The following is a 21,102-nucleotide window of genomic DNA, read 5'->3' on the forward strand; positions in this document are numbered from 1 at the left end:
TTCTCTGTCTCAACCGTCCCGGCGCACCTGAGCGCCGGGTCCTCGGGTCGGTCCGCCGTCGGCGTGGCGCCCCGTGGGGTCGGTGTGCGGGGCCCCGGGGGCCGACCCGACGGTCGGCAGCCCCGGGGCTCGCTCGCGGCGATGTTCAGCTGTCAGGTCGTGCGGAGCGGCTGGAGCGGGGACACGTCGGGCGCCTCCAGCCGGGTGCGCTCGGCGGACGCGTCGTCGGGCTCCTGCTCGGCGGCGGCCTCGGCCTCCGCGCGGGCGATGTAGCTCGCGATCTCGGCGTCGCGCGTCGCGTCGTCCCACCCGAGGATCTCGGCGGCGACGGCCGCGATCTCGGGCAGCGCGGCGAGGCCCCGGTCGGGCACCTCGTAGTTGAGCCGCGTGCGGTGCAGCAGCAGGTCCTCGAGGTGCAGCGCCCCCTCGTGGGAGACGCCGTACGCGATCTCCGCGCGCAGGTACGCCGGCGCGTGCTCGAGCGGGCGGGCGAGGTCCGGCTGCGCCTCGCACAGCTCGACGAGCTCGCGCAGGTTCGACCCGTACCGGTGCAGGAGGTGGTCGACCATGGCCGGGGTCCAGCCGTACCGGGACGCCCAGGGCCGCGCCTGGCGACGCACGGCGTCGAGGCCGACGGCGCCGAGCAGCGGGATCTTGTGCGTGATCGACGGCAGGGCGCTCGCGCGCTGGCCGATCGCGAAGTCCACCGCGTCCTTCGCCATGACGCGGTAGGTGGTGAGCTTGCCGCCGGCGATGACCGTGAGGCCCGGGGTGGGGGAGGCCACCGTGTGCTCGCGCGAGACCTTCGCGGAGCTGGTGCCCTCCTTGGTACCCGGCTGGAGCAGCGGCCGCAGGCCCGCCCAGGTGCCGATGATGTCGTCGCGCGTGAGGGGGTGGGCGAGCACGGCGTTCGCGTGCTCGAGCACGTAGTCGATGTCGGCCGCGGTCGCGACGGGGTGCTGGAGCTCCTGCTCCCACGGGGTGTCGGTCGTGCCGATCACCCAGTAGCGGGACCACGGGATGACGAACAGGACCGACTTCTCCGTCTGCAGGATCAGCCCGACCTGGCCCTTGATGCGCTCGCGCGGCACGACGATGTGGATGCCCTTGGACGCGAGGACCCGCAGCCCGCCCTCGCTGCCGGCGAGCGCCTCGGTGTCCTCCGTCCAGACGCCGGTCGCGTTGATGACGGCGCGCGCCCGGACGGTGATCTCGCGGCCCGTCTCGAGGTCCTGGAGCACGGCGCCGTTCACGGCGCCGGTCGACCCCTTGGTGAGCGAGACGACCTGCGTGCGGGAGGCCGCGTGCGCGCCGTACGACGCCGCGGTGCGCACGAGCGTCGAGACGAGACGGGCGTCGTCGACCGACGCGTCCCAGTACTGGACGGCACCGACGGCCGCGTCGTGCGCGAGGTCGGGGAACTTCTTCTCCATGCGGCTGCGCGACAGATGCCGGTGCAGCGGCATCGCGCGGCGACCGGGCGCGACGCTCGCGAGCGTGTCGTAGAGCGCGATGCCCGCGCCGACGTAGGCACGCTCCCACACGCGGTGCTCGAGGGGGTACAGGAAGGGGACGGGGCGCACGAGGTGCGGCGCGATCTCCTTGAGCAGGAGGTCGCGCTCGGTGAGCGCCTCCTTGACCAGGTGGAAGTCGAGCATCTGCAGGTAGCGCAGGCCGCCGTGCACGAGCTTGCTCGACCGGCTCGACGTCCCCGCCGACCAGTCCTGCGCCTCGACGATCGCGGTGGAGAGCCCGCGCGTGACCGCGTCGAGCGCGATCCCGGCACCGGTGACCCCGCCGCCGATCACGAGGACGTCGAGCTCGGCGTCCGCGCTGGTGCTGGCCTCGAGCGCGGCGAGCGCCTGCCGCCGGGAGTCCGCGGTGAGTCTCGTGGATGCCATCCGTCTTCCTCTCTCGTCCCTCGGTGCTGCGGCACGCCGCGGGACGATCGCGCCCACGGTGCGCTCACAGCGACGGTCCCACGCCCGACCAGGGTGCGCGAGCGGGAACCGCCGTGCGTGCACCGGGGTCTCCGGCGCGGAGGCACACGGTCCAGACCACCACGCGGCGAACGCCCGCGCAACCGTGGTGCACGAACGTGCAGAATGGGCGTGACGGGAAGGAGACCGCGATGGTCGATCGGGAGCAGGACGTCCTGCGCGCGGCGTCGATGTACTACCTCCAGGACATGAAGATGGAGGCGATCGCCAAGCACCTGCACACGTCGCGGTCCACCGTGTCGCGGCTGGTGAAGCGGGCGCGCGACACGGGCCTGGTCGAGATCTCGCTGCGCCCCGCGCGCAGCCGCGGGCCGGGGCTCGGGCAGCACCTGGCGAGCACGTGGGGGATCGACGCCTACGTGGTCCCCGTGCCCGACCAGGCGCCGCAGGTCGAGCGGCTCGAGCAGGTCGCGCTGACGACTGCGCGCCTGCTGTCGACGTGGTTCGACTCCGACATGATCCTCGGGATCGCGTGGGGCACGACGCTCTCGGCCGTGTCCCGGCACCTGCCGCGCAAGCCGACCCGGGGGAGCGCCGTCGTGCAGCTCAACGGGGCGGCGAACACGCGGACGTCAGGCGTGCACTACGCGGGCGACCTCATCGCCGGCTTCGGCAGCGCGTTCGACGCCCACGTGCACCATTTCCCAGTGCCCGCGTTCTTCGACTACGCGGAGACAAAGCGCGCGATGTGGCGCGAGCGGTCCGTGCGCCGCGTGCTCGACGTGCAGCACCGGGCCGACATCGCGCTCTTCTCCGTCGGGGCCGTCGCGGGCGGCGTGCCGTCGCACGTGTACTCCGCGGGGTACCTCGACCCCGACGACATCGCGGTCCTCGACGCCGAGGGCGTCGTCGGCGACGTCTGCACCGTGTTCCTCCGGGCGGACGGGACCTATCGCGACATCGCGCTCAACGAGCGGGCGACGGGGCCGGCGCCCGCGGAGCTGCGGCGCGTGCCGCGGCGGGTGTGCGCCGTCGCGGGGGACAACAAGGTGGCACCGCTGCGCGCGGCGCTGCGCGCGGGGGTGGTGACCGACCTCGTCGTGGACGAGATCACCGCGGCGCACCTCGTCGGGGGCTCCTGACACCCAGAGCGCAAGTATGCGGCACGATGCATGACTATGCAGCGGGTGCTCCGCGCGCGTACAGTGTCGCGGTGCCCACGACCTCCGCCGTCCGTGTCCGTCCCGCCCTGCCCGCGGACGTGCGGGCGGTGCGTGCGCTCGTACAGCCCTACGCGGAGGACCGCATCCTCCTCGCCAAGGAGATGGTCGGCTACTACGAGGCGGTCCAGGAGTTCGTCGTCGCCGAGGTGCCGGACCCGGACGCGGCGGACGGCGAGGGCGCGCGGCGCGTCGTCGGGTGCGGGGCGCTGCACGTCATGTGGGACGACCTCGCGGAGATCCGCACGCTCGCGGTGGACCCGGCGTGGCGCGGCCACCGCGTGGGGCACGCGCTCGTCGTCGAGCTCGTCGCCCGCGCCCGCGCCCTCGGCCTGCGGCGCGTGTTCTGCCTGACGTTCGAGGTCGACTTCTTCCGCGCGCACGGCTTCCGCACCATCGAGGGGACGCCCGTGTCCCCCGAGGTGTACGCCGAGCTCCTGCGCTCGCACGACGACGGCGTCGCGGAGTTCCTCGACCTCGCGCGCGTGAAGCCCAACACGCTCGGCAACACGCGCATGCTGCTCGACCTCGACGGCCCCGCGGATCCCGACGGCGGCGCGGACGTGGACGGCGACCGCGCCGCGGACGCCGCGCGCGCCTGACGATCCGCAGGCCGCGTCAGGCGGGGAGCCGGTAGAGCACCCCGCCCGGCCCGTCCTCCTGCTCGACGAGACCGTCCTCGACGAGGCTCGCGACGCACCGGTCGAGCTGCGCGGCGTCGTGCCACACCTCGGCCACGACGCCGCGCGGCACCGGGCCCGGTGCGTCGCGCAGCGCCGCCATGACCCGGCCCCGCGCCTGCCGGTCGGTACCGGCCCAGGCCTGCGTGCGGCGTCGGGCCGCGTGCTCGTCACCGGGGCGCCCGGCCAGGCGCCACGCGCACGCGTCGCGGACGGGGCAGACGCCGCACCGGGGCGCGCGCGCCGTGCAGACGAGCGCGCCGAGCTCCATCGACGCGGCCGCCCACAGCACCGCGTCGTCGTCGTCGGGCGGGGCGACCGCGGCGGCGGTCGCGCGCTCCCCGGCCGTGTACGACGGCGCGGGCAGCGCGACACCCCCGACCGCGCGCGCCAGGACGCGGCGCACGTTCGTGTCGACGACGACCGCACGGCGCCCGTGCGCGAACGCGGTGACCGCCGCGGCGGTGTACTCGCCGATCCCCGGCAGGGCGCGCAGCGCCTCCTCGCCGCGGGGCACCTCGCCGTCGTGCCGCTCGACGATCGCCCGCGCGCACTCCTGCAGGCGCAGCGCGCGCCGCGGGTAGCCCAGCCGGCCCCACGCGCGCAGCACGTCGGCGGTCGGTGCGGCGGCGAGGTCGGCCGGCTCGGGCCAGCGCTCCATCCACGCCCGCCACGCCGGCTCGACCCGCACGACCGGCGTCTGCTGCAGCATCACCTCGCTCACCAGCACGCCCCACGCGGTGCGGTCCGCGGCCCGCCACGGCAGGTCGCGGGCCGTCGCGCCGAACCAGCGCCCGACGGCGTCCCGCAGCCCCGCGTGCGGGTCTGCGGGCGCGGTCGTGCTCGACGGCGCCGGGCGGGCGCGGCCGTCGGGACGCGGCGAGCGCGGGGCGGGGGCTGGCACGGGTGGGTCCTCGGGAGGGTCGGGGCGGCGGGCCGGGGCGCGGGCAGATCGACAGGGCAGGTGCACAGGCGGGTGCACGGGCCGGACACATTGTGCCCCGACCTGCGCCGCCGTCGGCGCGGCACGGGCCCCGCGGGGCGGCCCCGCGGCTAGCGTGGTCCCGACCAGCACGAGCACGACGGAGGACCCGTGAGCACGCCGCGGACCGACCGCACCCCGAGGCCGAGCACCCGCCCCAGCACCGGGCCGGGCGCTCCCACGCGCGCCGCCCTGGTGCGGCGTCGGCTCGTCGCGCTCCTCCTGCTCGTGGCGCTCGTCGTCGGCCTCGTGCTGCTCGGCCAGGTGGCCGTCCGCGCCGTCGGGCCGCTGCTGAGCGGCGACGCGAGCGCGCAGGAGGGCAAGTCCCCGCCCCCCACGCCCGAGGCGGCGGGGCCGCCCCGCGACTGCACGGCGGCGTCGCTCGAGCTCGCCGTGACGACGAACGCCGCCGAGTACGAGCCCGGTCGCGCCGTGCAGCTCGACGTGACCGTCCGGCACTCCGGCGGGCGGCCGTGCCTCGTCGACGGCTCCGACGCGGGCCGCCAGGTGCTCGTCTACTCGGGCGACGAGCTCGTGTGGTCGTCGGCCCACTGCGGGTCCACCGAGCGCCTGCTGCTCATGAGCACGGGCGACGAGGACCCGTCGCGGCTCGTGCGGTGGGACCGGCACCGCTCGGTCGAGGGCTGCGCGCCCGACCAGCCCGAGGTCGCGCCCGGCACGTACACGGCGGTGGTGAGCATCGCCGGCGTCGACGGCGCGACGAGCGAGCCCGTGACCTTCACCCTGCTCGCCCCGCCCGCGCCCACGCCGGACCCGGCCGAGCCCACCGCCCCGGCGGACGGGACCACCCCGCCGGAGGGCGCCCCGGCGGACGGGACCGCTCCCGCCGACGGGACGGCCCCGGCGGACGGAGCGCCGCCGGCCGAGGGGACGGCGCCCGCCGAGGGCGCCGAGCCGCCTGCCCCGTCCGATCCTCCGGCCGACGGCGCGTAGACCGGCGGCGCCGCCCCCGCCCGGGGCGCTGACCCGCCTCTGGGAGGGGCCTTTCGGACGCTCCCGGGCGCGGGCGTCAGCGGCGGGCGAGGGCCCAGCGGAAGGTGTTGCGCAGCAGGTAGGACCCGTCGGGACGGCGGTACGGGCGCGCTGCGCGGAGCACGTCGGGGCGGAGCTCGGCGCGCAGCTCGTCCGACTCGCCGAACATGATCGCGGCGACGACGTCGTCCGCGTCGGCGAGCACCATCGGCGCGTCCGCGACGCCCTCCGTCACCGGCGTGAAGCCGTGCTCCGCGAGGAGCGCGCCGAGGTGCCCCTCCTCGCGGCTCTCGTCGCTCGGCTCGTGGTCCTCGCCCGCGACCGCGCGCTCGAGCACGGTGAGGTCGTTGAGCGCGTCCTCGGCCCACGTCGCGACGGCGACCAGCCCACCGACGCGGCGGCACTCGACGAGCGTCCTCGCGACGTCGGTGAAGGCGAGCGCGTTGACGAGCGTCACGAGGTCGAAGGAGTCGTCCGGCCAGGGGAGTCGCTCCGCCTGCGCGACGCGCAGGTCCGCGCCCGGGCTGCGGCGCCGGGCGACGTCGACCATCCCGGCGGCGGCGTCGCACCCGGCCGCCTCGGCCCCGCGGGCCACGGCCAGGGCGACGAGCTCGCCCGTGCCGCACCCGACGTCGAGCACGCGGGAGCCCGGCCCGACGCCCGCGGCGTCGAGGATCGCCCGCTGCGCGGGCTCGGCGGCGGGCGCCCACCAGCGCGCCCAGGCGTCGGCCAGTGCCGACCACTCGTCGACGTGGTCCACGGTCCCCTCCGTGTGCGTCGTGCGGACGGTCGGAGCGTCAGACGTAGCGCTCGAGGATGCTCGACTCCGCGAGCCGGGACAGGCCCTCGCGCACCGCGCGGGCCCGTTGCTCGCCGACGCCGTCGACGGTCATGAGGTCGTCGATGCTCGCGGCGAGGAGCTTCTGCAGGCCGCCGAAGTGCGCCACGAGCCGGTCGATGATCGTCGCGGGCAGGCGCGGCACCTTCGACAGGAGGCGGTACCCGTGCGGCGCGACCGCCGCGTCGAGCGCGTCGCCGCCACCCGGCAGGTCGAGCACCCGGCCGATCTGGCCGAGGTCGAGGAGCTGCGTGGAGTCGAGGCCCCCGAGGGCCTTCTGCACCTCGGCGAGCGAACGGTCCTTGCGGCCCAGGTCGACGTAGTCCCGGATGACGAACTCGCGGTCCGAGCCGATGCCGCCGATGAGCTCGTCGAGCTGGAGCGCGAGGAGGCGGCCGTCGGTGCCGAGCTCGATGACGTAGCCGGCGATCTCCTCGGAGATGCGCGCGACCATCTCGAGGCGCTGCACGACGGCGCAGACGTCGCGCACCGTGACCAGGTCCTCGATCTCGAGCGCGGACAGCGTGCCGGACACCTCGTCGAGGCGCGCGCGGTAGCGCTCGAGCGTCGCGAGCGCCTGGTTGGCGCGCGACAGGATCGTGTCGGAGTCCTCCAGGACGTGGCGCTGGCCGCCGACGTACAGCGCGACGATCCGCATCGACTGGCTCACCGAGATGACGGGGAAGCCGCTCTGCTTGGCCACGCGCTCGGCGGTGCGGTGCCGCGTGCCGGACTCGGTGGTCTCGATCGTCGGGTCAGGCAGGAGCTGGACGGCGGCGCGCAGGATGCGGTTGGCGTCGCGGTCGAGCACGACGGCGCCGTCCATCTTCGACAGCTCGCGCAGCCGCGTCGCGGAGAACCCGACGTCGAGCTGGAAGCCTCCCGAGCACATCTCCTCGACGACCTTGTCCAGGCCCAGCACGATGAGCGCGCCGGTCCGGCCGCGCAGGATGCGCTCGAGACCGTCACGGAGCTCGGTGCCCGGTGCCACGGCGGCGAGGGTCTCCCGGAGCAGCTCGTCGGGGTGCGCGGGGGAGTTGGCCACGGGGGAATCCTACGCTGCGAGCCCCTCCGCACCTCCGGAAAACCCCGGCGCCACGCCACAAAGCGGTCACGATCCGGTCTCGGCGTCGTGGGGGCGTGCCGGGTCCGGGCGCCGCGCGCACCGGTGGCCGCCTCCGGACGGCTCCGTCAGAGTGGGTGGTCGAGACAGGTCACCGGAGCGGCTCGGGAGGGCACGTGCACCGTCGTCGGTCGTTCGCACAGGTCGGGAGGTCCGTCGCGGCGGGCGCCGCGGCGCTCGTCCTCGTGGGCCTCGCCGCTCTCGCCACCGGCACCTCGGCCGTGGCCGAGGTGCCGGAGCCCGGGGAGGGCGAGGCCGTCGTGACCGTCCGCGTCGGCGGCGACCGGGTCGGGACCCGGGAGGTCGCCCCGCTGCCCGGCGTCGTGCTCGGGCTCTACTCCGAGGGTGCGACGCCCGAGCCGGTCGACCAGCCCTGGGCGCTGTGCACCTCGGACGCCGACGGGGACTGCTCGTTCGTGGTCCCGGACACGGGTCCGGGGGGCGCGAACGCCGGGGCGCGGTTCCTCGTCCGCCAGCTGTCGGCGCCCGCCGGGTGGTACACCAACCCGACCCTGCGGACGGGAGCGGGGAGCGGGTCGGGCTCCGTCGCCCGGCCGTACGAGTTCCTCACGCCGCCGCTCGAGGCGGGCCAGACGTACAGCTCCCTGGCGGCCGAGCCGCCCTTCATGTTCGGCAGCGCCGGCAGCGGCCGCCCCGAGACGGACTCGGAAGGGGTGTGGCAGCAGTCGCGCACGAACCCGGCGTTCTCCGCGCAGTGCGGGGTCGACGTCGCGCTCGTGCTCGACCTGTCGGCGTCCCTGGGCAGCCAGGTGACGAACCTCAAGGCCGCGACCGACTCGATCGCGGACGCGCTCGTCGGGACGCCGTCGCGCATGGCGGTCTTCTCGTTCGACGGGACGTCGCCCGCGACGAACGGCGGGAACGCCCCGACGCTCGTCCCCGTCTCGACGCAGGGCGGCGCGGACGCGTTCAAGGCCCAGTACGCGGACTGGGCGACGGGGTCCGGGACCAACTGGGACCAGGCCCTGTGGGCCGTCGCGCAGGCCGCGCCGGACTACCAGGTGGTCGTCCTGCTCACCGACGGCAACCCGACGCGGTTCAGCGCCGACCCGCTGCTCGGCAGCGGCGGCACCACGCACTTCCGCGACGTCGAGAACGGGATCTACTCCGCCGACGCCGTCAAGGCGCGGGGATCCCGGCTCCTCGCGCTCGGCGTCGGCAGCGGGATCGACGACGTGACGCGCCTCAACCTGCGAGCGCTCTCGGGCCAGACCTTCTACGAGGGCGGCGACCCGGGGTCGGCCGACTACTTCGACCTGGCCGACTTCGAGTCGGCCGGGTCCGCGCTCCGCGACGTGCTCCTCTCGGGCTGCGCGTCGCGGCTGACCGTGACCAAGGAGCTCGTCCCCGCGGAGAACGTCGGCGAGGACGTGACGGGCGCGGTGCCCGCGGGACCGGGGTGGGAGATCTCGGCCGGCACGACGACGGCCGGGGTCACGGTCACGCCGCCGACGCAGACGACGCCCGACGACAGCACCGGCAGCGTGGTGTTCGACGTCGACTACGGCGGCCAGCCCCAGACCGCGACCCTGACCGTCGCGGAGACCCAGCAGGACGGCTACGACCTCGTCACGGCCGCCGGGGCGAACGCCGTGTGCGTCGACAAGCTCGCGCAGGACGCCCCGGTCGCGGTCGAGAGCTCCGGGGCCACCGGCTTCACGGTCGACCTCCCGCCGTCGGGGTTCGTCAGCTGCACGATCCGCAACCGGCCGCAGTCCGCGGTCGTCGTCGACAAGACGTGGGTCGTCCGCGGCGAGACCTTCGCCGAGGGTGAGCAGCCGGAGGGCCTGGAGGCCGCGCTCACGCTCACGGGGCCCGACGGCGCCGGGCCGAGCGCCCAGCCGTGGGGCGCCGAGCGGGGCGGGTACGCGGGCGCGCAGGAGGTCGTCGTGGACGAGACGACGACCCTCCCCGCGGGCTGCGTCCTCACCGGTGCGCGTGTGACGTCCGTCGACGGCGAGACGGTCGACGAGGCGCTGCCCTTCACGACGACGGCGGGGTCGCCGACGCGCGAGGTGGAGGTGACGAACGAGGTCGTGTGCCCGCCGATGCTCACGCTGGTCAAGGAGGTCGTCAACGACGACGGCGGCACCGCCGCGCCCGCCGACTGGACGCTCACGGCGTCCGGGTCTCCCGAGACCGGCGACCTCGTCGTGACGGGGGCGTCGGGGAGCGACGACGTCACCGCGGTGCCCGTCGAGGAGGGGTCGTACGCGCTGGCCGAGGACGGGCCGGCGGGCTACACCACGCTCGGGTGGGAGTGCGTCGACGGGGAGGGCGCGGCGCTCGCGGTCGAGGACGACGTCGTCGACATCGGGCCCGACGACGCCGTGACCTGCACGGTGACCAACGACGACGACCCCGCGCCCACGACGCCGGCGCCCGAGCCCTCCGAGCCGGGAGCCACGGCCGCACCCGCCCCCGGTGGCGGCGGCCCCCTCGCGACCACCGGCGCGAGCGTCGCGCTGCTCACGGTGCTGGCCGCGCTGGCCGTGGCCGCCGGCACCGGGACGGTCCTGCTGGTTCGGCGTCGTCGCTCGACCGGTCTCGGAGGCTGACCACCGCGGCGGGGCGGCCGTCGGGGCCCGAGCGGGCTCTGCTCGGCGGCTCTCGGCGGCTGCCCGGCCGCGGCCCGCGCGCTCAGCTCCGCGCGAGCTCGACCGCCTCGCCGAGGTGCCGCGCCGGGTGGATCGTCATGCCCTCGACGGGGCGCGGGAACGACCCCCGCGGCACGACGGCGCGCGTGAAGCCGAGCCGCGCGGCCTCGGCCAGCCTGCGGTCGAGGCCGGCGACCGGTCGGATGTCCCCGGCGAGACCGACCTCGCCGAACGCGACGGTGCCCTGCGGGAGGGCCTCGTCCTCCCGCGCGGACAGGACGGCGAGCGCGATCGAGAGGTCGGCGGCCGGCTCGGTCACCTTGGCGCCGCCCACGGTCGACGCGTAGACGTCCTGGTCGACGAGCCGCACGCCCGCGTGCCGGTGCATGACGGCGAGGATCATCGCGAGGCGGCTCGAGTCGACGCCGCTCGTGGTGCGGCGCGGGTTCGTCAGCGAGCTCGGCACGACGAGCGACTGGATCTCGAGCGCGAGCGGCCGGCGGCCCTCGAGCGTCACGGTGACGCACGTGCCCGGTACGCCCGCGCCGGTGTGCGAGAGGAAGAGGCCGCTCGGGTCGGCGAGCCCCACGATCCCGTTCTCGGTGAGGTCGAAGCAACCGACCTCGTCCGTGGGCCCGTAGCGGTTCTTCACCGCGCGGACGAGGCGCAGGCGCGAGTGCCGGTCGCCCTCGAACTGGCACACGACGTCCACGAGGTGCTCGAGCGTGCGCGGGCCGGCGACCGAGCCGTCCTTCGTGACGTGACCGACGAGGATCACGGGCAGGTCGCGGGCCTTCGCCGCGGCGATGAGCGACGCCGCGACCTCGCGCACCTGGCTCACGCCACCGGGCGCGCCCTCGACCTGCGCGGACGCGACGGTCTGCACGGAGTCGACGACCAGCAGGTCGGGCTCCGTGGCCTCGATGTGCCCGAGGACGGTCGCGAGGTCCGTCTCGGCCGCGAGCAGCAGCCCGGGCGCGAGGGCGCCGACGCGCTCGGCGCGCAGGCGCACCTGCCCGGCCGACTCCTCGCCCGTGACGTAGAGGACGCGCCGCGGGACGGGCGCGGGGCGCGCAGGCTCCGCGGGCGCACGCTCTCCGGCGGGCCGGACCGTCGGCAGGTCGGAGCCGCCCGCGGCGACGTTGCTCGCCACGGCGAGCAGGAGCGTCGACTTGCCGACGCCCGGCTCCCCGGCGAGGAGCACGACGGCGCCCGGCACGATGCCGCCGCCGAGCACGCGGTCGAACTCGGACACGCCGGTGGGCGTGGCGCGCGCGGCCTCGACGCTGATCTCGCCGATGGGGCGCGCGGGGGAGCGCGTGGGGGACACGGCCGTGGTGCGGGGGCCCGAGGCGGCCGGGGCGTCCTCCGTCACCGTGCCCCACTCCTGGCACTCGCCGCACCGGCCCACCCACTTCGCGGTGGTCCACCCGCACTCGCTGCAGCGGTAGGCGGGGCGGGCTCGCTTGGCGGCCGCGGAGCGGGCCGCGGTGGTCGACGACGTCACGCGCCCCAACCTAGCCAGCACCCCTGACACCGGCACGCCGCCGCACGCCGCGACGAGCGGGCGTCGGCGCGGGATGCTGGGCCCATGCGCAAGCGCGGCCTCCCGCACGACAGCCCGTGGTGGACGCCGATCCTCACGGTGACCTCGACGGCCGCGTGCCTCACGGTCTACTACGGCGTGCCGCTGCCCGACGACGACGCGCCCGAGGTGGTCCAGCTCGTCTCCTTCGGCGTCGGGCTGGCGCTGCTGTGCGGGCTCCTCGTGGTCCAGGTGCGGCGCCAGCTCCGCGCGTGGGAGACGCCGAGCGTGCGGGTCCAGTCCGTCATGGGCCTGCTGCTGCCGGTCGTGACGTTCTTCGCCCTCGTCTACTACCTCCTCGCGGACCAGTTCGTGGGGATCGAGAACCGGACCGACGCCCTGTACTTCGCCGTCGTGACGCTCGGGACGGTCGGCTACGGCGACGTCCACCCGACGGGCGAGGCCGCCAAGATGGTGGCGATGGTCCAGATCGTGCTGGACCTCGTCGTCGTGGGCGTCCTGGTGTCGATCGCCACGTCGCGGGCGCGGGCCCGGGCGGAGCACCGCGAGCGCGCGGAACGCACCGGGCGACGCCCCGACTGACGTCCCGGCCGGCGGTCCGCGGCGCACGGTCCGCGGCGCACAGTTCCGGCGCGGGGTCCCCGGCGGGCGGTCCCCCGAGGTGGACGCGCGGGCGCGACGACCGGGTGAACCCGCTCCGTCCGGACGACACCCCGCGTCACCGCAGGGGGTCGGGCCCGCGCGCGTCCTACGCTGGGCCGCGGGGCCAGGCCCCGGAGGATCGGCGGCCCACGAGGACGGCCGGGAGCAGAGAGGTGCGCGCGATGAGCCAGCCGCCCGGCGGGGGCACGCCAGGACGGGCCGCCACCCCGGCGCGCCCCGGGGCGACGGCGGGCCCGTCGGGTCCCCGCCGTCCCGCCGACGCGACGGGCGCGCGCGACCGGCGGCACTCCCGCCCCCCGTCGGCGGCGGTGTACCGGCGTCGGCGGCTCGTCGTGCTGGTCGGCCTGCTGGTCGTCGTCGGCCTCGTGCTGGCGCTCCTCGCGTGGGTGTGGCCCGGGTTCGCCCGCTCGGACGCCGCGGCGGAGCCCGAGCCGACGGTCACCGTCACCGCCGACCCGCCCACGCCGACGCTCGAGCCCGTGGCACGCACCGGCACGACCGCGTTCGCGCAGGCGCTCCCGGACACCGTGCTCGACCTCGTGCTTCGCAGCGACTCGGCGACGGACGCGTGGACCGCCGCGCGCGCCCTGGAGGCGTACCAGCTCGAGTACGCCGACGGCGAGGGGGACGACGCGACCCGGGTCACCGTCGTCGCGGGCCAGTGGCCGACGTCCGCGGAGGCGGAGGCCGCGGCGGACGACCTCGTCGCCGCGGCGGGCACGCCCACGGAGGAGGGCGACGTCGAGGTCGCCGGGGAGGTCGCGGGCCGGTACGCCGTGACCGACGCGGGCGACGGCCGGGCCACCGTCACGTGGCGCAACGACACGGCCGTCCTCCAGGCGACGGGGCCCGCCGACGTCGTGGCCGACGTCTACGCCGCCTTCCCGCTCTGAGCACCGGGGCCCTCGCGGCGGCCCGGACTCTCCGGGTGCGCAAGAATGCCCTTCACCGACTCCCGGGAGCTGATCGCCCATGACCGACCTGCCCACCCCCTCCGCGCCCCGGCTCGCCGTCCTCGGCACGGGCGTCATGGGCGAGACCGTCCTCGCGGGTGCGCTCGCGTCCGGGTGGCGACCCGACGACGTCGTCGCCACGGTCCGCCGGCCCGAGCGCGCCGACGAGCTCGCCGCACGCCACGGCGTCCGGACGACGCGCGACAACGTCGAGGCCGTGCGCGGCGCCGGGGTCGTCGTCGTCGCGGTGAAGCCGAAGGACGTGGCCGCGCTGCTCGCCGAGGTCCACGACGCGGTGGGCGAGGGCACGGTCGTCGTGAGCGTCGTCGTCGGCCTCCCGACCGCCTTCTACGAGGAGCGGCTGCCCGCGGGCACCGCCGTCGTGCGGGTCATGCCGAACACGCCGTCCGTCGTGGGTGCGGGCGTGAGCGCCGTGAGCGGCGGGAGCGCCGCGGACGACGACGACGTCGCGCTCGTCGAGCGGCTGCTCGCCGCGACGGGCCTCGTCGTGCGCGTCGCGGAGAAGGACCAGGACGCCGTCGGCGCGCTCTCCGGCTCCGGGCCCGCGTACGTCTTCTACGTCATCGACGCGCTCGCCGAGGCGGGCGTGCTGCTCGGTCTGACGCGCGCGACGGCGCTCGAGCTCGCGACCGCGACCGTGCACGGCGCGGCCACGATGCTGCGCGAGACGGGCGAGCACCCGGCGATCGCGCGCGAGCGCGTCTCGTCGCCGGGCGGCACGACGGTCGCGGCGCTGCGCCGTCTCGACGCCGGCGGGGTGCGCGCCGCGTTCCTCGACGCGCTCGAGGCCGCGCGCGACCGCTCGGCCGAGCTCGCGGCGGCGCTCGCGGACGCCCCGGCGCCGCGCGCGGGGACCGAGGGGGCCGGGTCGTGAGCGACGGGCCGTCGCCCCGCACGCGCCCGCCCGCGATGTCGGACGTCGCGCGGCTCGCCGGCGTCTCGCACCAGACCGTGTCCCGCGTGCTCAACGACCACCCGAGCGTGCGGCCCGAGACCCGCGACCGCGTCCTCGACGCGATCGCGACGCTCGGCTACCGCCGCAACAGCGCGGCGCGCGCCCTCGTGACGATGCGCTCGGGCACGATCGGCGTGGTGACCACCGGCTCCGCGCTGTACGGGCCGACGTCGACCCTCATCGCGGTCGAGGAGGCCGCCCGCGAGCAGGGCTACTTCGTGAGCGTCGCGACGATCCGGCGCTACGACGCCGACACGATGCACCGCGTGCTCGAGCACTTCATGGACCAGGGCGTCGAGGGCATCGTCGTCATCGCGCCGCAGACGGACGTCGCGGCGGCGGTCGACTCGTTCCGCGCACCCGTCCCCGTCATCATGATCGCCGCGCGCGACCTCCCCGCGGACGGCGAGGCGACCGACGTCGTGCGCCCCGCGCCCGGTGCGCTCGGCGCGCCGGGGGCGATCCTGTCCATCGCCGTGGACCAGCGCCTGGGTGCGCGCGTCGCGACGGAGCACCTGCTCGGCCTGGGCCACCGCACGGTGCTCCACCTGTCCGGGCCGCTCGACTGGTTCGACGCGCGCGAGCGCGAGACGGGCTGGCGCGCCGCGCTCGAGGAGCACGGCGCCCCGGTGCCCGAGCCGGTGCGGGGCGACTGGTCGTCGGACCGCGGGTACGCCGTCGGGCGCGAGCTCGCGGCCGCGGTCCGCGCGGGCGACGGCCCGACGGCGGTGTTCGCGGGCAACGACCAGCTCGCGCTCGGCCTGCTGCGCGCGTTCTGGGAGCAGGGCGTGCGGGTGCCGGCGGACGTCTCGGTGGTCGGGTTCGACGACGTCGCGGGCGCCGGGCACTTCATCCCGCCGCTGACGACGGTGCGCCAGCCGTTCGGGTCCCTGGGCCGCCGGTGCATGGGGATGATGATCGACGCGCTGGCGGGCGCGACGGTCCGCCCCGTCTCGATCCCGCCCGAGCTCATGGTGCGCGAGAGCACGGGCACGCCGCGCGACTGACCGCGCGCTCGCACGGGCGAGCGCGGAGGGAGTTGGCCTCGCCGGTTGTGAGCGCTAACATTCGAAGGACACTCAACGACCGAGGCGCGACGCCGCGACGAGGAGAAGCAGCAATGGTGCAGCAGGACGAGGTCGGGCGCCGTCGGGCGGCCGTCGTGGCGGGGGACACCGCGCTCGGGATCGAGCTCGGGTCGACGCGGATCAAGGCGTGCCTCGTGGACGGTGACGGCACGCCGCTCGCGAGCGGGAGCCACGCCTGGGAGAACCGGTTCGAGGACGGCACGTGGACGTACCCGCTCGACGCCGTGGAGGCGGGGCTGCGCGAGTGCTACGCGCGCCTCGTGGCCGACGTCGAGGAGCGGTACGGCGTGCGACCCACGACGTACGGGGCGCTCGGCGTCTCCGCGATGATGCACGGCTACCTCGCGTTCGACGCCGACGGCGAGCTGCTCGTCCCGTTCCGCACGTGGCGCAACACCTCGACCGGCCCGGCCGCTGCCGAGCTCACCGAGCTGCTGGGCCACAACGTCCCGCTGCGCTGGTCGGTCGCGCACTGGTACCAGGCGATCCTCGACGCCGAGCCGCACGCGACCCGCGTCGCGTCGCTCACGACGCTCGCCGGGTACGTCCACCGGCGGCTCACGGGCCGCCACGTGCTCGGCGTCGGCGACGCGTCCGGCATGTTCCCGGTCGACCCGGCGACGCGCGACTACGACCACGCGCTCCTCGCGCTCGTCGACGAGCGCGCCGCCACCCACCGGGCCGGGCCGAAGCTCGCCGAGCTGCTGCCCGACGTGCTCGTCGCGGGGGAGGACGCCGGGCGCCTGACCGCTGCGGGCGCGGCCTGGCTCGACCCCACCGGGTCGCTGGAGCCCGGCGTCCTGCTGTGCCCGCCCGAGGGCGACGCGGGCACGGGCATGGTCGCGACGAACGCCGTCGCGCCGCGCACGGGCAACGTCAGCGCGGGCACGAGCATCTTCGCGATGGTCGTGCTCGAGGGTCCGCTCGCCGCCGTGCACCACGAGCTCGACCTCGTCACGACGCCGGCGGGCGACCTCGTCGCGATGGTCCACTGCAACAACGGCGCGAGCGAGCTCGAGGCGTGGGCCGGACTGCTCGGCGAGCTCGCCGCGGCCGTCGGCAGCGACGCGGGCCCGGACGACGTCTTCGGCGCGCTGTTCCGCGCCGCGCTCGACGGCGACGCCGACGGCGGCGGGCTGCTCGCCTACAACTACCTCGCGGGGGAGCCGATCACCGGGCTCGACGAGGGTCGCCCCCTGGTCGTCCGCACGCCCGGCAGCCGCCTGACGCTCGCCAACTTCGCGCGGACGCAGGTGTACGGCGCCTTCGGGACCCTCGCGCTCGGCATGCGCGTGCTCGCGCGGGAGGGCGTCCGGATCGACGGGATGCTCGCCCACGGCGGGATGTTCCGCACCGCGGGCGTCGCGCAGCGGCTCCTCGCGGCGGCGATCGGCGCGCCCGTCAGCGTGGGGCGCACCGCGGGCGAGGGCGGGGCCTGGGGCATCGCGGTGCTCGCGGCCTTCGCGCGCGCCCGTGCCGGGGAGCGCGCGCCGGGCGCCGACGTCGGTGCGGACCTGGGCGGCTACCTGCGCGACCACGTCTTCGCGACGGCCGAGACCGTGACGGTCGAGCCCGACCCTGCGGACGTCGCCGGCTTCGCCGCGTACCTCGAGCGGTACGCGGCCGGGCTCGCCGTCGAGCGCGCCGCCGTGACAGCGCTGCCCACCCGCATCGGAGGAGAGGACCCCGCATGAGCACGCCCACCCCGTCCGCGGACGTGACGGACGCGCGACCCGCCGTCCCGGCGGTGCCCGCGCACCTGCGCGACGCCGTCGACGCCGCCAAGGAGCGCGTCGCCGCGCTGCACGCCGAGCTGCCCCGCTGGGAGCTCGTGGTGTGGACCGCGGGCAACGTGTCCGAGCGCGTCCGGGACACCACGCGGCCCGACGGCGCGTCCGACCTGCTCGTCATCAAGCCGTCGGGCGTCGCGTACGACGACATCACCCCCGGCGCGATGGTCGTGTGCGACCTCGACGGGGCCCTCGTCGAGGGCGACCGGTCGCCGTCGTCGGACACGGCGGCGCACGCGTACGTCTACCGCCACCTGCCCGAGGTGGGCGGCGTGGTGCACACGCACTCGACCTACGCGACGGCGTGGGCCGCGCGCGGCGAGCCGGTGCCGTGCGTCCTGACGATGATGGCCGACGAGTTCGGGGGCGACATCCCCGTCGGACCGTTCGCGCTCATCGGGGACGACTCGATCGGGCGCGGCATCGTGGAGACGCTGCGCGGGTCGCGCAGCCCCGCGGTCCTCATGCGCAACCACGGGCCGTTCACCATCGGCAAGGACGCGCGCGCGGCGGTCAAGGCGGCCGTGATGTGCGAGGAGGTCGCCCGCACCGTGCACGTCAGCCGCCAGCTCGGCGAGCCCACGCGCATCGCGCAGGACGACGTCGACGCGCTCTACGCGCGCTACCAGCACGTCTACGGGCAGCAGCCCGCGCGCTGACCGGCGGGCCGCTCCGGCCCGGTTCCCCCGGACCGGCGGCGCACCGGCACGACACGCAGCACGACCACCGGGACGGGACCGCAGCGGTGCGGCCCTCGCCCACGACACGAGAGATGGACCGACATGAGCAAGCCCTACGCGGACCGCGAGATCTGGTTCCTCACCGGCAGCCAGGACCTGTACGGAGAGGAGACGCTGCGGCAGGTCGCCGAGCAGTCGCAGGAGGTCGCGCGCGCCCTCGACGCGTCGCCGGACGTCCCGGCGACCGTCGTCTGGAAGCCCGTCCTCAAGGACGCCGGCGCGATCCGCCGCGCGATGCTCGACGCGAACGCCGACGACCGCGTGCTCGGCGTCGTGACGTGGATGCACACGTTCAGCCCCGCGAAGATGTGGATCGGCGGCCTCGACCAGCTCCGCAAGCCGCTCCTGCACCTGCACACGCAGGCGAACGTCGAGCTGCCGTGGGACACGATCGACTTCGACTTCATGAACCTCAACCAGGCCGCGCACGGCGACCGGGAGTACGCGTACGTCGCGACGCGGCTCGGGGTGGCGCGCACGACGGTCGTCGGGCACGTCTCGAACCCGGCGGTCACCGCGCGCGTCGGCTCGTGGGTGCGCGGCGCCGCCGGCTGGGCGGCGACGCACGAGCTGCGCCTCGCCCGCTTCGGCGACAACATGCGCAACGTCGCGGTGACCGAGGGCGACAAGACCGAGGCCGAGCTCCGGTTCGGTGTGAGCGTGAACACGTGGGGCGTGAACGACCTCGTGCGCGCGGTCGACGAGGTCTCGGAGGCCGACGTCGACGCGCTCGTCGCCGAGTACGAGGACCTCTACGACGTCGTCCCCGAGCTGCGCAAGGACGGCGACCGGCACGCCTCGCTGCGGTACGCGGCCCGGCAGGAGATCGCGCTCGAGACGTTCCTCGAGTCCGTCGGCGCCAAGGCGTTCACGACCAACTTCGAGGACCTGGGCGACCTGCGCCAGCTCCCCGGCATCGCCGTCCAGCGCCTCATGGCCAAGGGCTACGGGTTCGGGGCCGAGGGCGACTGGAAGACGGCCGTGCTCGTGCGCGCCGCGAAGGTCATGGGCGAGGGGCTGCCCGGCGGCGCGTCGCTCATGGAGGACTACACCTACGACCTGACCCCGGGCAGCGAGAAGATCCTCGGCGCGCACATGCTGGAGATCTGCCCGTCGCTCACGACCTCGACGCCCCGCGTCGAGATCCACCCGCTCGGCATCGGCGGCAAGGAGGACCCGGTCCGCATGGTGTTCGACGCCGACCCGGGCGTCGGCGTCGTCGTGTCCCTCGCGGACATGCGCGACCGCTTCCGGCTCACGGCGAACGTCGTGGACGTCGTCCCGCCGAGCGCGCCGCTGCCGCACCTGCCGGTGGCACGCGCGGTGTGGGAGCCGCGGCCGGACTTCGCGACGTCCGCCGAGGCCTGGCTGACGGCGGGCGGCGCGCACCACACGGTGCTCTCCACGGCCGCGGGCATCGACGCGTTCGAGGTCTTCGCGGACATCGCGCGCACGGAGCTCCTGGTCATCGACGAGAGCACGACGCGGCGGGGCTTCCGCGACCAGGTGCGGTGGAACCAGGTCTACTACCGCCTCGCGCAGGGCCTCTGACGCCTGGGGGAGCCGTCCGCGCACGGTCCCGTCACGGCCACCGGCCGTGACCGAACCGTGACGGGGCGGCGGCTTCCCCTGGAGCCGTGTGAGCGCTAACATCATCTCTCGGGAGGGTGTGAGCGATCACATCCGCGGGCCCGGGGTCCTGCCCTTCGCCTGGCTCCGCAGCTCGAGCACGTCGCAGTGCCGAGCGGTGACCGGAATGGTTACCGAACGGTGATGCGGAATGCCGAGTGGGGGCTTGCGGGAGCGGCCCTGACACCGCTAGACATTGACACAAGCAAACATGTATCAACAAGAGTCAACAGTCCGATGAGGGGCTGGCACGACCCGACGGTCCTCGGCACGGCGCCGAGGTCGCATCTCAAGGAGGAGAGCATGTTCAGCACGACCAAGGCGCGCACGCGTCTGACGGGTGTCCTCGCCGGCGTGGCGGTCCTCGCGCTCGCGGCGTGCAGCAGCGGGGGCGGCAGCACGGACGGCAGCAGCAACGACGCGGGCGGCGACGGCGGCGGTGGCGGCGACACGATCTCCGTCGGCTTCTCGCAGGTCGGCGCCGAGTCCGGCTGGCGCGCGGCGAACACCAAGTCCATCCAGGACACGCTCACGGCCGAGAACGGCTTCGACCTCAAGTTCTCCGACGCGCAGCAGAAGCAGGAGAACCAGATCCAGGCGATCCGCTCCTACATCGCGCAGGGCGTCGACGTCATCGCGTTCTCCCCGGTCGTCGAGTCCGGCTGGGACGCGGTGCTCGAGGAGGCCAAGCAGGCCGGCATCCCCGTGATCCTCACCGACCGCGCGGTCGACTCCGAGGACGACACCCTCTACGAGTCGTTCATCGGCTCCGACTTCGTCCTCGAGGGCGAGATGGCCGGCGACTGGGTCTCCGAGAACCTCGGGACCGAGCCCATCAACGTCGTCGAGCTCCAGGGCACCACGGGCGCCGCGCCCGCGATCGACCGCAAGACCGGTTTCGAGAACGCCACGGCGGACAACCCCAACGTGACGATCATCGACTCGCAGACCGGCAACTTCACGCGTGCCGAGGGCAAGACGGTCATGGAGGGCTTCCTCCAGGCGCACGACGACATCGACCTCGTGTACGCGCACAACGACGACATGGGCCTCGGCGCCATCGAGGCCATCGAGGCCGCCGGTCTCGTCCCGGGCGAGGACATCAAGATCGTCACCGTCGACGCGGTCAAGGACGGCATGCAGGCTCTCGCCGACGGCAAGATCAACTTCATCGTCGAGTGCAACCCGCTCCTCGGCCCGGACCTGGCCGACATCATCAAGAAGGTCGTCGCGGGCGAGGAGGTCGAGAAGCGCATCGTCGTCAAGGACGAGTCCTTCACGCAGGAGCAGGCGATCGAGGCGCTCCCGACGCGCGAGTACTGA

Annotated in this window: 17 protein-coding genes; 12 read left to right on the forward strand and 5 right to left on the reverse strand. The window is 75.4% G+C overall.

Annotated features, from left to right (window positions below; all coding sequences use genetic code 11):
- Window positions 1-152: 152 nt before the first annotated feature.
- Window positions 153-1,901: an FAD-dependent oxidoreductase gene (locus RSE42_RS04440; RefSeq protein WP_415297944.1), complete on the reverse strand. Its 1,749-nt coding sequence runs from the start codon at window positions 1,899-1,901 to the stop codon at window positions 153-155.
- Between the two features lie 230 nt (window positions 1,902-2,131).
- On the opposite strand from RSE42_RS04440, the gene RSE42_RS04445 reads away from it, so the two are divergent.
- Window positions 2,132-3,082: a sugar-binding transcriptional regulator gene (locus RSE42_RS04445; RefSeq protein ID WP_255180590.1), complete on the forward strand. Its 951-nt coding sequence runs from the start codon at window positions 2,132-2,134 to the stop codon at window positions 3,080-3,082.
- Between the two features lie 26 nt (window positions 3,083-3,108).
- A complete protein-coding gene (locus tag RSE42_RS04450; RefSeq protein ID WP_415297946.1) occupies window positions 3,109-3,762 on the forward strand; it encodes an amino-acid N-acetyltransferase in 654 nt (217 codons plus the stop codon).
- 16 nt (window positions 3,763-3,778) lie between these two features.
- Here the strand turns inward: RSE42_RS04450 and RSE42_RS04455 are convergent, their stop codons facing one another.
- Complete coding sequence (locus RSE42_RS04455) at window positions 3,779-4,744, reverse strand: A/G-specific adenine glycosylase (RefSeq protein WP_415297947.1); 966 nt, start codon at window positions 4,742-4,744, stop codon at window positions 3,779-3,781.
- A gap of 189 nt (window positions 4,745-4,933) precedes the next feature.
- Between RSE42_RS04455 and RSE42_RS04460 the strand changes: the two genes are divergently transcribed.
- The gene (locus tag RSE42_RS04460) at window positions 4,934-5,776 is read left to right on the forward strand and encodes a hypothetical protein (protein WP_043658729.1); all 843 of its coding nucleotides are present in this window, start codon (window positions 4,934-4,936) and stop codon (window positions 5,774-5,776) included.
- 76 nt (window positions 5,777-5,852) lie between these two features.
- Here the strand turns inward: RSE42_RS04460 and RSE42_RS04465 are convergent, their stop codons facing one another.
- Both RSE42_RS04465 and disA read right to left on the reverse strand, forming a co-directional pair.
- Complete coding sequence (locus RSE42_RS04465; RefSeq protein WP_034654926.1) at window positions 5,853-6,575, reverse strand: class I SAM-dependent methyltransferase; 723 nt, start codon at window positions 6,573-6,575, stop codon at window positions 5,853-5,855.
- A gap of 37 nt (window positions 6,576-6,612) precedes the next feature.
- Window positions 6,613-7,698, reverse strand: a complete 1,086-nt coding sequence (gene disA / locus RSE42_RS04470; protein ID WP_034654928.1) for a DNA integrity scanning diadenylate cyclase DisA — start codon at window positions 7,696-7,698, stop codon at window positions 6,613-6,615.
- Between the two features lie 194 nt (window positions 7,699-7,892).
- Here disA and RSE42_RS04475 point away from each other — a divergent pair, with 194 nt between their 5' ends.
- Complete coding sequence (locus tag RSE42_RS04475) at window positions 7,893-10,355, forward strand: hypothetical protein (protein ID WP_415297950.1); 2,463 nt, start codon at window positions 7,893-7,895, stop codon at window positions 10,353-10,355.
- 82 nt (window positions 10,356-10,437) lie between these two features.
- On the opposite strand, the gene RSE42_RS04480 is transcribed toward RSE42_RS04475, so the two are convergent.
- Window positions 10,438-11,901, reverse strand: coding sequence for a DNA repair protein RadA (locus RSE42_RS04480; RefSeq protein WP_061266717.1), 1,464 nt, complete (start codon window positions 11,899-11,901; stop codon window positions 10,438-10,440).
- 84 nt (window positions 11,902-11,985) lie between these two features.
- Between RSE42_RS04480 and RSE42_RS04485 the strand changes: the two genes are divergently transcribed.
- The 8 genes from RSE42_RS04485 (at window position 11,986) to RSE42_RS04520 (ending at window position 21,102) form a co-directional block, all read left to right on the forward strand.
- Window positions 11,986-12,522 carry a potassium channel family protein gene (locus RSE42_RS04485; RefSeq protein ID WP_211932017.1) on the forward strand — a complete coding sequence of 179 codons (537 nt, stop codon included), beginning with the start codon at window positions 11,986-11,988 and terminating at the stop codon, window positions 12,520-12,522.
- A 242-nt stretch (window positions 12,523-12,764) separates the two neighbouring features.
- Window positions 12,765-13,496, forward strand: coding sequence for a hypothetical protein (locus RSE42_RS04490; RefSeq protein ID WP_415297952.1), 732 nt, complete (start codon window positions 12,765-12,767; stop codon window positions 13,494-13,496).
- A 79-nt stretch (window positions 13,497-13,575) separates the two neighbouring features.
- A complete protein-coding gene (gene proC / locus RSE42_RS04495) occupies window positions 13,576-14,451 on the forward strand; it encodes a pyrroline-5-carboxylate reductase (protein WP_354805533.1) in 876 nt (291 codons plus the stop codon).
- Between the two features lie 35 nt (window positions 14,452-14,486).
- Complete coding sequence (locus tag RSE42_RS04500) at window positions 14,487-15,539, forward strand: LacI family DNA-binding transcriptional regulator (RefSeq protein WP_034655503.1); 1,053 nt, start codon at window positions 14,487-14,489, stop codon at window positions 15,537-15,539.
- A gap of 113 nt (window positions 15,540-15,652) precedes the next feature.
- Entirely contained in the window at window positions 15,653-17,314 is a 1,662-nt protein-coding gene (locus RSE42_RS04505) for a xylulokinase (protein ID WP_396050586.1), read from the forward strand.
- Window positions 17,311-18,069, forward strand: coding sequence for an L-ribulose-5-phosphate 4-epimerase (locus tag RSE42_RS04510; RefSeq protein ID WP_137281567.1), 759 nt, complete (start codon window positions 17,311-17,313; stop codon window positions 18,067-18,069). The genes RSE42_RS04505 and RSE42_RS04510 overlap by 4 nt, the downstream gene beginning before the upstream one ends.
- 123 nt (window positions 18,070-18,192) lie before the next feature.
- On the forward strand, window positions 18,193-19,701 hold the full coding sequence (gene araA / locus RSE42_RS04515; protein ID WP_021479858.1) for an L-arabinose isomerase: 1,509 nt from the start codon (window positions 18,193-18,195) through the stop codon (window positions 19,699-19,701).
- A 381-nt stretch (window positions 19,702-20,082) separates the two neighbouring features.
- The gene (locus tag RSE42_RS04520; RefSeq protein ID WP_043658850.1) at window positions 20,083-21,102 is read left to right on the forward strand and encodes an ABC transporter substrate-binding protein; all 1,020 of its coding nucleotides are present in this window, start codon (window positions 20,083-20,085) and stop codon (window positions 21,100-21,102) included.

It is taken from the genome of Cellulosimicrobium sp. SJTW-1 (assembly GCF_047716875.1).
GTDB lineage: Bacteria > Actinomycetota > Actinomycetes > Actinomycetales > Cellulomonadaceae > Cellulosimicrobium > Cellulosimicrobium funkei.

Excerpts from the sequence above, each read along its gene's own strand:
- RSE42_RS04440 (WP_415297944.1), bottom strand. The coding sequence starts at position 1,901 with ATGGCATCCACGAGACTCACCGCGGACTCCCGGCGGCAGGCGCTCGCC.
- RSE42_RS04445 (WP_255180590.1), top strand. The coding sequence starts at position 2,132 with ATGGTCGATCGGGAGCAGGACGTCCTGCGCGCGGCGTCGATGTACTAC.
- RSE42_RS04450 (WP_415297946.1), top strand. The coding sequence starts at position 3,109 with ATGCATGACTATGCAGCGGGTGCTCCGCGCGCGTACAGTGTCGCGGTG.
- RSE42_RS04485 (WP_211932017.1), top strand. The coding sequence starts at position 11,986 with ATGCGCAAGCGCGGCCTCCCGCACGACAGCCCGTGGTGGACGCCGATC.
- RSE42_RS04490 (WP_415297952.1), top strand. The coding sequence starts at position 12,765 with ATGAGCCAGCCGCCCGGCGGGGGCACGCCAGGACGGGCCGCCACCCCG.
- proC (WP_354805533.1), top strand. The coding sequence starts at position 13,576 with ATGACCGACCTGCCCACCCCCTCCGCGCCCCGGCTCGCCGTCCTCGGC.
- RSE42_RS04500 (WP_034655503.1), top strand. The coding sequence starts at position 14,487 with ATGTCGGACGTCGCGCGGCTCGCCGGCGTCTCGCACCAGACCGTGTCC.
- RSE42_RS04505 (WP_396050586.1), top strand. The coding sequence starts at position 15,653 with ATGGTGCAGCAGGACGAGGTCGGGCGCCGTCGGGCGGCCGTCGTGGCG.
- RSE42_RS04510 (WP_137281567.1), top strand. The coding sequence starts at position 17,311 with ATGAGCACGCCCACCCCGTCCGCGGACGTGACGGACGCGCGACCCGCC.
- araA (WP_021479858.1), top strand. The coding sequence starts at position 18,193 with ATGAGCAAGCCCTACGCGGACCGCGAGATCTGGTTCCTCACCGGCAGC.
- RSE42_RS04520 (WP_043658850.1), top strand. The coding sequence starts at position 20,083 with ATGTTCAGCACGACCAAGGCGCGCACGCGTCTGACGGGTGTCCTCGCC.